The organism is Brevundimonas sp., from assembly GCF_041648055.1.
Lineage (GTDB): Bacteria > Pseudomonadota > Alphaproteobacteria > Caulobacterales > Caulobacteraceae > Brevundimonas.
This window is the reverse complement of the sequence record NZ_JBAZPS010000001.1, coordinates 402,407-415,503: the sequence shown is the minus strand read 5'-3', so window position 1 is coordinate 415,503 and position 13,097 is coordinate 402,407. Positions and strand designations below refer to the sequence as shown.

At 66.3% G+C, this 13,097-nt stretch carries 13 protein-coding genes, 1 tRNA gene and 1 other RNA gene; 7 read left to right on the top strand and 8 right to left on the bottom strand.

Annotated features, from left to right (window positions below; genetic code table 11):
* The first annotated feature begins 120 nt into the window (after positions 1-120).
* On the top strand, positions 121-1,719 hold the full coding sequence (locus WC585_RS01965) for a M28 family peptidase (RefSeq protein WP_373255834.1): 1,599 nt from the start codon (positions 121-123) through the stop codon (positions 1,717-1,719).
* 3 nt (positions 1,720-1,722) lie between these two features.
* On the opposite strand, the gene WC585_RS01960 is transcribed toward WC585_RS01965, so the two are convergent.
* The 5 genes from WC585_RS01960 to WC585_RS01940 form a co-directional block, all read right to left on the bottom strand.
* Positions 1,723-2,841 (bottom strand): beta-ketoacyl-ACP synthase III, encoded by a 1,119-nt coding sequence (locus WC585_RS01960; RefSeq protein ID WP_373255833.1) that lies wholly within the window; start codon positions 2,839-2,841, stop codon positions 1,723-1,725.
* A 148-nt stretch (positions 2,842-2,989) separates the two neighbouring features.
* Positions 2,990-3,829: a CoA ester lyase gene (locus tag WC585_RS01955; protein ID WP_373255832.1), complete on the bottom strand. Its 840-nt coding sequence runs from the start codon at positions 3,827-3,829 to the stop codon at positions 2,990-2,992.
* A gap of 147 nt (positions 3,830-3,976) precedes the next feature.
* A complete protein-coding gene (locus WC585_RS01950; protein ID WP_373255831.1) occupies positions 3,977-4,654 on the bottom strand; it encodes an SDR family NAD(P)-dependent oxidoreductase in 678 nt (225 codons plus the stop codon).
* A gap of 137 nt (positions 4,655-4,791) precedes the next feature.
* Positions 4,792-5,286, bottom strand: coding sequence for a GAF domain-containing protein (locus tag WC585_RS01945; protein WP_373255830.1), 495 nt, complete (start codon positions 5,284-5,286; stop codon positions 4,792-4,794).
* A 49-nt stretch (positions 5,287-5,335) separates the two neighbouring features.
* Positions 5,336-5,411 (bottom strand) — tRNA-Ile (locus tag WC585_RS01940).
* A gap of 201 nt (positions 5,412-5,612) precedes the next feature.
* Here WC585_RS01940 and WC585_RS01935 point away from each other — a divergent pair.
* On the top strand, positions 5,613-6,374 hold the full coding sequence (locus WC585_RS01935; RefSeq protein ID WP_373255829.1) for an SIMPL domain-containing protein: 762 nt from the start codon (positions 5,613-5,615) through the stop codon (positions 6,372-6,374).
* Between the two features lies 1 nt (position 6,375).
* Here the strand turns inward: WC585_RS01935 and WC585_RS01930 are convergent, their stop codons facing one another.
* The 3 genes from WC585_RS01930 to panD are packed head-to-tail and all read right to left on the bottom strand — an operon-like array spanning position 6,376 to position 7,881.
* Complete coding sequence (locus WC585_RS01930; RefSeq protein WP_373255828.1) at positions 6,376-6,723, bottom strand: hypothetical protein; 348 nt, start codon at positions 6,721-6,723, stop codon at positions 6,376-6,378.
* A gap of 1 nt (position 6,724) precedes the next feature.
* The gene (locus tag WC585_RS01925; protein WP_373255827.1) at positions 6,725-7,474 is read right to left on the bottom strand and encodes an SIMPL domain-containing protein; all 750 of its coding nucleotides are present in this window, start codon (positions 7,472-7,474) and stop codon (positions 6,725-6,727) included.
* 50 nt (positions 7,475-7,524) lie between these two features.
* Positions 7,525-7,881 carry an aspartate 1-decarboxylase gene (gene panD, locus WC585_RS01920; protein ID WP_373255826.1) on the bottom strand — a complete coding sequence of 119 codons (357 nt, stop codon included), beginning with the start codon at positions 7,879-7,881 and terminating at the stop codon, positions 7,525-7,527.
* 213 nt (positions 7,882-8,094) lie between these two features.
* On the opposite strand from panD, the gene sppA reads away from it, so the two are divergent.
* The 5 genes from sppA (at position 8,095) to rnpB (ending at position 12,859) form a co-directional block, all read left to right on the top strand.
* Positions 8,095-9,870 carry a signal peptide peptidase SppA gene (sppA, locus tag WC585_RS01915; RefSeq protein ID WP_373256772.1) on the top strand — a complete coding sequence of 592 codons (1,776 nt, stop codon included), beginning with the start codon at positions 8,095-8,097 and terminating at the stop codon, positions 9,868-9,870.
* 112 nt (positions 9,871-9,982) lie between these two features.
* On the top strand, positions 9,983-10,303 hold the full coding sequence (locus tag WC585_RS01910) for a hypothetical protein (protein ID WP_373255825.1): 321 nt from the start codon (positions 9,983-9,985) through the stop codon (positions 10,301-10,303).
* An 18-nt stretch (positions 10,304-10,321) separates the two neighbouring features.
* A complete protein-coding gene (locus WC585_RS01905; protein WP_373255824.1) occupies positions 10,322-11,083 on the top strand; it encodes an N-acetylmuramoyl-L-alanine amidase in 762 nt (253 codons plus the stop codon).
* Positions 11,084-11,286: 203 nt separating this feature from the next.
* A complete protein-coding gene (locus WC585_RS01900; protein WP_373255823.1) occupies positions 11,287-12,342 on the top strand; it encodes a hypothetical protein in 1,056 nt (351 codons plus the stop codon).
* A 122-nt stretch (positions 12,343-12,464) separates the two neighbouring features.
* Positions 12,465-12,859: RNase P RNA component class A (gene rnpB, locus WC585_RS01895), an RNA gene on the top strand.
* The last annotated feature ends 238 nt before the right edge of the window (positions 12,860-13,097 follow it).

The window sequence follows — 13,097 nt, the reverse complement described above, 5'->3', positions numbered from 1 at the left end:
CGATTTGCGCCGACATCCCTCCCCGAGGGGGAAGGAGAGCGACATGACGAAAACTTAATGGGCCAGAGGGGCGCTGCGCCCGTATGTCCGCACCAGACCTTTTTCGGACGGAGCTTTCCGATGTTTCGCAAGATGATGGGCGGCGTCGCCGTCGCCGCCGTGCTGCTCGCCGCCGGAGCGGTTCAGGCCCAGGACTTCTCGGCCGCCCGCCTCAGCGACGGCGTTCGCACCATCAGCGACGACAGCTTCCAGGGCCGCTATCCGGGCACGGAGGGCGAGCGCATGACCCTGGCCTGGTTGCAGGCCCAGTATGAGGCCATGGGGCTGCAACCCGGCGGGCCGAACGGGCAGTGGCTGCAACCGATCGAACTGAAACGCTATACGCCTGCGCGCCCGGCGACGGCCAGCTGGGCCGGACCGGACGGCCAGTCGCGCCCGCTGACGGTCGGCACCGACATCGTCCTGCGCGCCGTCAGCAATGACGGCAAGACGGATGTCCAGGACGCGGGCGTGGTCTTCGCCGGCTACGGCATTTCGGCGCCGGAGCGGAACTGGGACGATTACGGCGACGTCGATGTGACGGGCAAGGTCGTCATCGTGGTGGCCGGTGAGCCCGAGGGCGACCTGTTCAACGGGGCCTATGCCACCAACTATCAGTCCGGGGCCTACAAGGCCGATGAGGCCAGGCGGCGCGGGGCCATCGGCGTGATCACCCTGGTGCCCCGTGTCGGGGGCGGCAATGATCGTCGCCGGACGCTGACCCCCGGTGCGGCCGACACCGAATTCTCGGGCGCGATGACGGTCGAGGTCGCGACGGCTCTCGCCCAGGCAGCCGGTGTCGATCTGACCGCGCTGCTGCCCACGACGGCAGGGGGTCAGTTCAAAGCCGTGGCCTTGCCGGGCGTCAGCCTGTCGGTCAGCGCCGAGGAGACCATCGACACCCTGGTCACCCACAATCTGCTGGCCCGCATCGAGGGCAGCGAGCGTCCGAGCGAGACCGTCGTCTATTCCGCCCACTGGGACCACGTCGGGGGCGAGGAACAGCATCCGGGCATGACCGGCGACAACATCTTCAACGGGGCCTGGGACAATGCGTCGGGCACGATCGGTGTGCTGGAAACCGCGCGTCAATTCAGCCAGGCTCCGCGTCCGAAACGCAGCCTCGTCTTCGCCCATATGGCCGTCGAGGAGATGGGCCTGCTGGGGGCCTATGGTTACACCGCCAATCCGGTCTGGCCGCTGGAGACGACGGTGGCGGACATCAACATCGACATGCTGCCGCTGTCGGCCCCGACGCGCGACTTGGCCATCTTCGGCAAGGGGCAGAACGACCTCGAGGACCGGCTGGAGGTCCTGGCCCAGGTCGAGGGCCGCTATGTCACCGACGACCGCGAGCCGGAGCAGGGATATTACTACCGCTCCGACCACTTCCCCTTCGCCCGTGCGGGCGTGCCGGCCCTGATGCCGTGGCACGGCGTCGATCTGGACGAAGGCGGCGCGGCGGTGGGCCTGCCGGCCTATCGGGCCAAGTTCGATGCCGACTATCACAAGCCCAGCGACGAATGGTCCGCCGATCTGGATTTCAGCTCGGCGGTCGAGAACCTGACCCTGCTGTATCGCCTGGGGCTGGACCTGGCCAACGGCACCGACTGGCCGACGTGGAAGCCGGCCTCGGAGTTCGGGGCGGTGCGCGCGCGGACGGACGCCGCGCGGCAGTAGCTGTCAGCGCTTCCTGACGAAGACGGTCCCGGCCGAATAGCCGGCGCCGAAGCTGCAGATCAGGCCCGTGTCGCCTGCCTCGAAGCCGTCGTGGTGGAGGTGGAAGGCGATGATCGAGCCGGCGGAAGACGTGTTGGCATAGTCGTCCAGGATGATGACGTTCTCGTGCGGCTCGGGCTCGCGACCCAGGACCTTGCGGCCGATGAACTGGTTCATGTTGATGTTGGCCTGGTGCAGCCACATCCGCTTCAGAGCCGTCGGGTCGATCCCCAGTTCGCCGGCGTGGTCGACGATCATGTCCGACACCATCGGCACCACATCCTTGAACACCTTGCGCCCCTGCTGGATGAACAGCTTGTCGGGGGCGCCGATGCCTTCAGGGGCGGCGTTGTTCAGGAAGCCGAAATTGTTGCGGATGTTGTTGGAGAAGCTGGTCTTCAGCCGGGTGCCCAGCACGTCCCAGCCGCCCGGTCCTGCGGTATCGGACGATTCCACGATTACGGCGGTGCAGACGTCGCCGAAGATGAAGTGGCTGTCGCGATCCTTGAAGTTCAGGTGGGCGGAGCAGACCTCCGGATTGACCATCAGCACAGCCTTGACCGAGCCGCCGGTGATGAAGTCCGCCGCCGTCTTGATGCCGAAGGTGGCGCTGGAACAGGCGACGTTCATGTCGAAGGCAAAGCCCTCGATGCCCAGGGCCTGCTGAACCTCGATGGCCAGGGCCGGATAGGGGCGGGGCATGTTGGAGGCGGCGCACAGGACCGCCCCGATCTCGCTGACCGGCTTGCCCCAGGCGGCGATGGCAGCTTGCGCGGCCTTGACCGCCATCTCGGCCATGATCGACAGCTCGTCATTGGCGCGCTCGGGGATGTTGGGGGCCATCCGCTCGGGGTCCAGAACGCCCGCCTTATCCAGAACGAAGCGCGACTTGATGCCCGAGGCCTTTTCGATGAACTCGACCGAGGACGGCGTCAGAGGGGCGACGTCGCCCTCGACGATCTGGGCCGCGTGCTCGGCATTATAGCCGTCGGCATAGGCGTTATAGGCCGTGACCAGTTCTTCGTTGGAGATCGACTGGTCGGGCGTGAACAGCCCCGTGGCGGCGATGACGGCGTGTGTCATGTTGGTAAGGGGCCCTATCACTCGACGCGCGGCGTCTCGCTGCTTGAGGGCGCTCGGCCCTCGGGTTGGTGCCGGTCGCCTGGGCGCGTCCGGTACGTGGATCTGTGCTCTAGATAGGCGTCCGGAATGCGGCGGTCGAGAGGGGGGATCAGGGGTTCGTCGTGGCTTGCGCCAGCACCCGTTCGGCGGCGGCCAGATGCAGGCGCTCAACCATCTGGCCCTCGATCTGGATCGCGCCGCGTCCAACCGCATCGGGCGCGTTGAAGGCGGCGACGATGGCGCGGGCATTGGTGATTTCGGCCTCGGTAGGCGCGAAGGCGGCGTTGGCCCCGTCGATCTGGGACGGATGGATCAGACTCTTGCCGTCGAAGCCATACAGGCGACCCTGGGCGCATTCGGCGGCGAAGGCTTCGGAATCGGCGAAGCGGTTGAAGACGCCGTCGATGGCCATCAGTCCGTGGGCACGGGCCATGGCGACGGTCAGGGCCAGCCAGGGTTTCAGCGGCTCACGGTCGGGCGAAGGGCCTGTGCGCAGCATGGTCGCCAGATCGTTGGTGCCCAGCATCAGGGCCTCAAGCGGGCCACCGCTGGCTGCGATGTCATTGAGGGCAAACAGGGCGCGCGGCGTCTCGACCATGGCCCAAAGGGCAGTGCCTGACGGAATCTGGCTGGAATGCGCGCGGACGGTGTCGGCGTCCTCGACCTTGGGTGCGACGATCAGGTCGATGGGCGTATCGGACAAGGCGGCCAGATCGTCGCTGCCCCATTCGGTGTCGAGGGCATTGATGCGGACGCCCAGGCGCGGGCCGAAACCTCCCGAACGGACGGCGGCGACGGCGGCGGCCCGGGCCTCGATCTTGGCCTCGGGGGCGACGGCGTCTTCAAGATCGAGAATGGCGACATCGCAGGCCAGGGTGCGCGCCTTTTCGATAGCCCGGGCGTTAGAGGCGGGCAGGTAAAGAACGCTACGGGCGGGCTTACTTTTCATTCCGCTCATCCCGGCGAAAGCCGGGACCCAGATCTTTGGCCGAAAGGTCGTTGGTACGTCGCACAGTCCCTAGTCCTGGATCATCGGCGTCAAGCTGGACAGGACTAGATCCCGGCTTTCGCCGGGATGAGCGGTTTACAATGATCATCACACCCGGCCCATGACCGGCACCAGCGCCCCGGTCATGGCGCGGCTGTCGGGCGAGGCGAGGAACAGCATGACCCGCGCCAGATCGGCAGGCGCGACCCAGGTCGAAGGATCGGCATCGGGCATGTCGGCACGGTTGCGCTCGGTGTCCAGGATGGAGGGCAGGACGGCGTTGACCGTGACCGACGTGGTCTTCAACTCCTCGGCCAGGCTTTCGGTCAGGCGATGCACCGCCGCCTTGGAGGCCGCATAGGCCCCCATGCCCGCCGCGCTGCGAAGGGCGCCATTGGCCCCGACATTGACGATCCGGCCTTCATCCGATGCCTTCAAATGGGGCAGGGCGGCGCGGCTGGCGTTCAGGGCGGTGGTCAGGTTCAGGGCGAACATCCGGTCCCAGGCGGGCTTGTCGTCGTCGGTCGTCTGCCAGACGAAGCCGCCCGCGATATTCAGCAGGGCGTCGATGCGGCCAAAGCGGGTCATGACGGCCGCGATGGCCTTGTCCGCCGCCGCCGCATCCGTCAGATCGACGCCGCCCAGTTCCTGAACCCCCGCCGGAGCCGCATGGCCCATGGCGTGGTCGATGATGGCGACACTCAATCCGTCCGCCAGGGCCTGTTCGACTACGGCCCGGCCCAGATCGCCGTGACCTCCGGTGACGATGATGACGCGGTTGCTCATTGTCGGCGCTCCGAAAAAATACAGTCCACTGAGTCCACTCAGTCCACCTGGTAGGGTCAGCGCTTTGACCGCGCCGCCGGGGTGCCAGCGTGGCAGGGTCGAAAGACTATGTCATGAGGCTGCGTCAAATTCGGTCGTCAGGCGGCGAAGACCTTATTCAGAAGTCTCTCCAGCGCTTCGGCATCCACCGCATCGAAGGCGGCCACTTCGGTGGCGTCCACGTCGAAGACGGCGATCAACTGGCCGGATGCATCCACCACCGGCACCACGATTTCGCTGGCCGAACGGGCGTCGCAGGCGATGTGGCCGGGGAAGGCGTGGACGTCCTCGACGATCTGGGTCTGGCGCGTGCTGGCCGCCGTCCCGCAGACGCCGCGCCCGAAGGCGATGCGCAGACAGCCCAGTGTGCCTTGATAAGGTCCGACGACCAGTTCGTCCGGTTTCGTCTCATCGACGACATAGAAGCCGGTCCAGAAGAAGACCGGAAAAGCATCCGCCAGCATGGAGGCGACTGTGGCCATGCGGGCCACGCGGTTGGGCTCTCCGTCGAGCACCGCCAGGATTTCGGCCTCGACCTCGGCATAGCGGGTGGCCTTGTCGGCGGGGCGGTCGTCACGGGCGATGTAGGACATGGGGTCTCCGGGCAGTGGACAGCCCCGATGTAGGCTTCGTTGGCGGATTTGGTAGGCGTGGAGGGACTCGAACCCCCAACCAGACCGTTATGAGCGGTCGGCTCTAACCATTGAGCTACACGCCCGCCGTGTGCGTGGCCTAGCAGGGCGGTGGCGGCCTTGCCAAGAGCGGGTTGCAACCACAGGCCTGTCTGCGAATTCATCTAGATGAACGGCGTCTGTCGCCGTCGCCGTCCCGGCGTTCAGACGGGTAGCGTCACTGTGGCGTCCACGGTTGATCGACACGGTCACGCCGGATGGATCGTCACTGAGTTACGGAGACCAAGATGAAAAACTTTTCCCGCGCCCTGGTTCTGGGCGGCGTCATGATGGCGTCGGGCCTGATGACCACCACCGCCATCGCCCAGTCGCAGCCGAACGGCGGCGCGCCCCTGACCATCCAGGCGGTGACCGAGCGCCCGTCGCTGAACCTGTCGGCCTATGGCGAGGTCAAGGCCGTACCGGACATGGCCACCATCAGCTTTGGCGTGGTGACGGAAGCCGCCACCGCCGCCGAGGCGATGCAGCAGAATGCGACCCGCATGACCCAGGTCATGGCCGCCCTGCGCCGCGCCGGGATCAGCGAACGCGACGTCCAGACCAGCGGCCTGAACCTGTCGGCCCAGTATGACTACGTCCAGAACGAGCCGCCGAAACTGCGCGGCTATCAGGCCAACAACCGGGTGACGGTGATCATCAATGACCTGGACCGCGTCGGCACCACCGCCGACGCCGTGGTCGCCGCCGGGGTCAACCAGATCGACGGGATCAGCTTCGGTCTGAAGGATCCTTCGGCTGCCGAGAACGAGGCGCGTCGTCTGGCGGTCCGTAATCTGCAGGCCAAGGCGGCGCTTTATTCCGACGCCCTGGGCACGCCGCTGGGCAGCATCCGCTCGCTGTCGGAAGGCGGTGGCTATGCGCCCCAGCCGCCGATGCCGATGTATGCGGCTCGCGCCATGTCGATGGACGCCGGAGCCTCCACCCCGGTCGCGGCGGGTGAGCTGTCGATCCGGATCGACATCACGGGCGTGTACGACCTGGCCCGCTAGGTCAGAGTAGCGACCCTTCCTCGTCCGTCGCGGGCAGGGAGGGGTCGTACGTCCACTCCCGCGCCACCACCATCAGCATGGCGACGTTGAAGCCATAGCCGATGATGAAGACGGCCAGGGTGGTCACGGAATCCAGGCCGGCCAGCAACGGCACGAAGCTCCATGGCGCGGTCAGGATGCGGGCGGGCAGGAAGCTGAGGCTGTCGAGCGACAGGCCCAGGGCGCTCAGTCCGATCGGCGTGGCCATCATCACCGCGGCACCACCCGCCAGCACATAGACCGCAAACAGCGGCCAGCGCAGCGTGGACAGGAGGCGGATCGCGGCGCGGAAGCCCTTGCTGTCGGTCATCTCATTGCACCCCGAACACGACGGTCAGGCGGCGCTCGACGCGCGACGGGCCCGGCACGATCACGATGGGGGTATTGGCCACGCGCGCGTTGCTGAGAGCAGGCACCGTGGCCAGATAGTCCACCACTGTGCTCTCACCTGCGGCAGCTTGCGGATCGGTGATCCGTAACGGGGCACCCAGCGTTTGACCGGACGCCGCAGCGATGGCCTGCGCCTGGCGACGGGCATCCTCGAAGGCGGCGCGGGCCGATCGTTCGCGCAGGGCTTGATCGTCGGCCAGATAGACCGAGACCAATCGGGCATTGGGAGCCCCGTTCTGCGCGGCGATGGACACCGCATCGCCACCGCGCACGGCAGGCTGTGCGATCAGGGTCAGGCTGGAGGTGGCGGCATAGCCGACAATGGCACAGTCCGGGCTGGCCTGATTGTAGCGGGCGCTCTGGCAGTCAGGGGCATAGACGGCTCTGACGTCCGGCAGGCCGGTGGTCAGGTCGGACGCCGTCAGGCCATTCAGTCCGGTCAGGGCCTCGGTGACCCGGGCCTGAAGGCGCACCAGTTCGCCGATGGCTTCGTCCTGACTGGGACCCCGACCCAGCAAACCGGCTTCCACGCGGAAGGTGTCGGGCGCGGCCTCCGCACGGCCGACGCCGGAGACGACGATGGTTCTGGCCGAAGACGGCACGTCCTGGGCGATGGCCGGGGGGCCCATGATCGCCAATACGGCGACGGCCAGAACAGCAATGGATTTCACGATGCGTCTCTCCCTGAACACGGTCAGGGGACGGCATCATGCCACGGGCGTCAAGCCGCGCGCTTGATTGCGTTGCCGTCGTCCAGCAGCACGACGGAGGGGCTCCACTGGCGGGCCTCTTCCTCGGGCATCTGGCCGTAGGTGACCACGATAACCTTGTCGTTTTTCTGGACCAGGCGGGCAGCGGCACCGTTGACGCCGATGACCTTCGAACCGCGCGGAGCCTCGATGGCATAGGTGGTGAAGCGCGCGCCATTGGTGATGTTCAGCACATCGACCTGTTCGTGCGGAAAGATGCCGGCAGCCTCCAGCAGCTCCATGTCGATGGCGATGGAGCCTTCGTAGTCCAGATCGGCCTGGGTCACCGTCGCGCGGTGCAGTTTGGCCTTCATCATCGTGACCAGCATGGGCGTGCGGTCCATTAGACGCGGGGCAATAGGCCCCCGCTCGCAGGCGGCTGATATAGGGGTTTCGATGCGGCTCATCAATGCGTGTGTTGCAGCGCAGCGTAAGCGCCGCCTGCCCGGCTTGATTACGGGACCTTCATTTGACCGAGGCGGATGCCGCCCTATGCTGGCCCAAGGGCCAGTGCCGGTCCGGATCAGGTTTTCGACGACATCATGAAGCAATTCTTCCTGACCATGGGCGGCGTGTTCGCCGGCCTGCTGCTGTTCTTCGTGGTCATTCCGGTCGTCTTCATCAGCATCATCGTCGCCTCCGCCTCGTCCAAGCCGGCGACGCCCGGCAATACGGTGATCGAGCTGGACCTGCGCGAGGGCGTGACCGACCAGACGCCGACAAATCCGTTCGCGGCCTTCGGCGGCTCGGGCCTGTCGACGCTGCAGATCGTCGACACCCTGGCCCAGGCCGGGGACGACGCCAAGGTGAAGGGGCTGCTGATCCGCCTGCCCGAGGCGGGGATGACGCCCGCCGCCGCCGACGAAGTGCGCCAGGCTATTCGCCGCTTCCGCGCCAAGGGCAAGACGGTCATCGCCCACAGCCAGGGCTTCATGCCCATCGGCACCGCGGTCAGCAGCTATATGGTCGGCGCATCGGCGGACCAGCTCTGGATGCAGAACACCTCGGCCTTCCAGCTGGCAGGCTTTTCGGCCGACTCCATCTTCCTGGGCCGCGCCTTCGAACGCTATGGCGTCGATGCCCAGTTCGAGCAGCGCTACGAATACAAGAACGCCGTCAACGAGTTCACAGAGAACGACTTCACGCCCGAGCACCGCGAGGCGATGTCGGCCTGGATGACCTCGATCTATACGACGTCGCTGGCCAATGCGGCCCAGGATCGCAAACAGACGCCCCAGGCGCTGCGCACCGTGATCGAGGCCGGCCCCTATTCCTCGGCTCAGGCGTTGCAGAACCGCCTGATCGACAAGATCGGCCAGGTCGAGGAGGCCGAGGCCGAGATCAAGCGTCTGGCCGGTAGCGGTTCGGAGCTGATGGAGTTTTCCGACTATGCCTCGTCCAAGGGCGAGCGCACGGGCTCGGGTAGTTCGGCCATCGCCATCGTGGGCGGCGAGGGTGCCATCATGACCGGCACGGGCAGCGGCGGCTTCGGCGGCGGCGCGCAGATCAGTTCGGACGACACGGCCGAGGCCATCTATCAGGCGATCGAGGACGACGCCGTGAAGGCCATCGTCTTCCGCGTCTCCTCGCCCGGCGGCTCGCCCGATGCCTCGGAGCAGATCCTGGCGGCGGTGCGCGCGGCCCGGGCGGCCGGCAAGCCGGTGGTGGTGTCCATGGGCGACTATGCGGCGTCCGGCGGCTACTGGATCAGTTCCGAAGCTGACTGGATCGTGGCGCAGCCCTCGACCCTGACCGGCTCGATCGGCGTGTTCGGCGGCAAGTTCGTTCTGGCCGATGCGCTGGGCCGGTTCGGCGTGGACATGCGCGGCCTGTCGGTCGGCGGGGACTATGCCAGTGCCTTCTCGCCGTCGGAGCCCTTCACCCCGGAACAGCGCACGGCCTTCGCGGCCCAGATCGACCGGACCTATGACGAGTTCATCACGCGTGTGGCCACGGGCCGCAAGCTGTCGCCCGACCGGGTGCGCCAGATCGCGCGCGGCCGGGTCTGGACGGGCGCTCAGGCGCAAGGGTTGGGCCTGGTCGATCAGCTGGGCGGCCTGACTGAGGCGGTCGCCAAGGCGCGGGAGCTGTCCAAGATTCCGGCCGGCGATTCGGTGCGTTTCAAACGCTATCCGACGCCGCAGTCGCCGTTCGAGGCCCTATCCGATGCGTTCGGCGTGTCCAGCGAGGCGGCCAGGGTCCTGGTCGGCATTGGCGGCGTCATGAATGATCCGCAGGCCGAGGCCCTGGTGCGCCGGGTGCAGGCCGATCGGGCGCGGGCGTCGGGAGCGACGGTCCTGGCCGACCAGCCCTACTGAGACGAAACGACGCCCTGCACCGACCTGTGATGTGTCGGTCATTGACGGTTCATGTCGATGGACCGACATTGCGAGCGAGACGTCCTTTGCAGCGTCTATTTTAGGTGAAGACATGAGCCCGTCCGACCGCATCGCCCTCGGCCCGCAAGGCCGCCGTTCCTCCGGCAACCTGTTCGCGCCGGTGCTGTGGCTTGGCGGCGTGATCGCGACCATGGTGGCCATGGCGGTCGGGGCCGTGTTGGCCGTATTCGCCGCCGCAGCGGTCGCGGTGTTTGCCGTGTTCGCCGCCGTTCTGGTCTTCTTCGCCGGACTGGCCCTGAGGGCGCGTCGCCGGATGACGGTGCGCAACCGCCGTGCCGACGACGGCGTCATCGAGGCGCGCAAGGTCAACGGGGCCTGGGTCGCCTATGGCTGGGAGCGGACGGGCCGCTAGAGACGTTCAGGGAGGATCATGTTGATCGTCCGCGACGTCCCGTCCCCGAATTTCGATGCCCGGCGCGGCCCGCCGGACATGCTGGTGCTTCACTATACCGGTATGCAGACCGCCGAGGCCGCGATCGCGCGGCTGTGTGACCCCGAGGCCAAGGTGTCGGCCCACTATGTCGTCGATGAGGACGGCTCCATCCTGAAACTGGTCCCCGAGGAACGGCGGGCGTGGCATGCGGGGCGGGGCGTCTGGCTGGGCGAGACCGACTGCAACGCCGCCTCCATCGGCATCGAGATCGTCAATCCGGGCCATGAGTTCGGCTATCGTGACTTTCCGGAGGTTCAGGTCGATGCGGTGATCAGTCTGATCGCGGACATCCGCACCCGCTGGACCATCCCCGACACCCGCATCATCGCCCACTCCGACCTGGCCCCCGACCGCAAGCAGGACCCGGGCGAGCGGTTTCCGTGGAAGCGGCTGGCCGGTTCCGGGCACGGCCTGTGGTTCCAACCGGCGCAGGAGCGGATCGCCGCCCTGGGCGTGCCGCTGAAGGTCGGGGACGAGGGTCTGGGCGTCATCGTCCTGCGCGCCGGCCTGCACCGCCTGGGTTATGGCCTGCCCCCCGGCGGCGACTATGACGAGGCGACCCGGCTGACCGTCGAGGCCTTCCAGCGCCACTGGCGACCGGCGCAGGTGGACGGCGTGGCCGATGGCGAGACGCGGGCGACGCTGATGGGTGTGCTCCAGCTGGCGACGGCGGAGAGCACGACGGGGGTGCTGAACTAGCGGGGCGGCCAAGAGTGTGGGCTTCCCAGCCTCAGAGGATGTCCGACACGTTTGCTTCCCAAACACCCGGCCAGTGTCCGCTTTCGGCGTTGAGGTCGGCGACCGCTCTCGACCCATTGCGGACATTCGCTTTTGCTCCACTATCGCGCCTTGGATAGCGGTTGCCGCACAATTGAAATCCATCGATTTCTACAGGAGCATCCATGAGACTTAAGGCCAAGCTGGCATTGGTTGCGACTATAGCAGCTGCGTGCGTCGTCCAGTCGTGCGCACAACCAAGCGGACATCTTATCGAAACCGACATCGTACCTACCGTCTTCCTACGAAAGGCTGGAGCGTGGGCCCTGTCCTCTGCGCAGCCCGCCTTCCCCTATAACTCCGAACCTGTTCTTGAAACTATGTTCGGCGCAGGGGGCGAGGCACCTTTCGGTTGCGGCCTCACGGCTGTTCGCAATGGCTATTTTTCGGGGCCTCGGGGTGGGTTGGCCTGCGCTACTCGCGCCGCCGACGGCCGCCTGGAGTTGAGAGGTGTTCAGCGGGGCGCGCACTTCGCCCGGGTCTATGATGCCGTCCCCCTCCAGGATGGTTTCCTCATCGTGGTGAAGCCGTTTGGAGTTCCTGCAGCGAGGACGATCTTCTTGGACTCCGACGGGGAAGTCCAAGGTACGTTCACCCTGCCAGGAAGCGCCCCCGACGAGGCGGTCGTTCTGCCATCAGGGCGTATCGCGTTGCTTCACAATGAAGGAGCGTCGTGCAACTGGACCATACTGGAGCGAGGCAATGCTGACTTCAGGCCTGTCGCCACGGCTCCAGAAGATCGGTCGCTGTGCCATTTGTCCAGCTTCAACGGAGAGGCGCTGCGGGATCAGATGACCGGACAAGCATACCTGCGATCTCGCCGCCCCGAACCTAATGCTCTCTACAGGATCGATGACAATGGACCCCGAAGCCCGTCCACCCTCGTCGCTGCCGATTTCGGTGCGGATGTCGCTCCGAACTCCAACTCGGGTGCCAGCTATGTCACCATTCATGGTGGGGCGGTCTACTTCAGTTACCCAACCCAATCAGGACCGACTATTGGCCGCTATGATCTCGGGACCGGGGAGACCACACGTACGGTTTTCACAGCCCCAAGCGGTAGTTTGCATGACGCTGAGCAGGTCTACGGCTTTGCCATTGCAAAAACCTTCGGGTCGTCACCCCATGTTGCGCTCATGAACCGCGCTGGCGAAACCCGGGTAGCGGCTCTTAATCCCTGACTTTGATCGAGCGCCCCTCACTTGGCGAAGCGGCGATGTCTGCTTCCCACCCACAGCGGACCTTGGCGAAGTCCGTTGAGCCGGCGTTGACCTGCGCGCCGCAAAAGCGCACCTAGCGGCCGTCAGACGGCCGGGCGGTCGCGGCGGGGGTTTCGGCCTCGGTCGAGGAAAGTCCGGGCTCCACGGTGAAAAGGCGGCGGGTAACGCCCGCCCGGGGTGACCCGAGGGATAGCGCCACAGAAAGCAAACCTCCGGACCTGCGGGACCGGTAAGGGTGAAAGGGTGGGGTAAGAGCCCACCGCGTCTCTGGTAACAGCGACGGCATGGCAAGCCCCGCCTGGAGCAAGACCGAATAGGGACGTTGCGCGGGCTTGCTCGCAGGGCTCACCGCCCCAGACGTCCGGGTAGGTCGCGAGAACCGTCCAGCGATGGACGGTCCAGATGAATGATCGTCGCTGCACTTCTGGTTTCGGCTTGGGGTGCGGAACAGAACCCGGCTTACAGGCCGTCTGACATTTTTTCTTTCAAGTGGAAGGGCGCTAACGCTCGGCTCGCGGAGCCTCGCTGTTTGAGCGCTTTTTTCCAAGTGGAAGAGCGCTAACGCTCGCGACGCGGTCGCTCGTTGCTTGATCGCATCACCTCCCTGTCGCGCAGCGATGGGGAGGGGGACCGCGCGTAGCGTGGTGGAGGGGGCGGCGCGGTCGAGAGGGGTTAGCGCCTCGACAAGCGAACGCCTGCGCCGCCCCCTCCGTCAC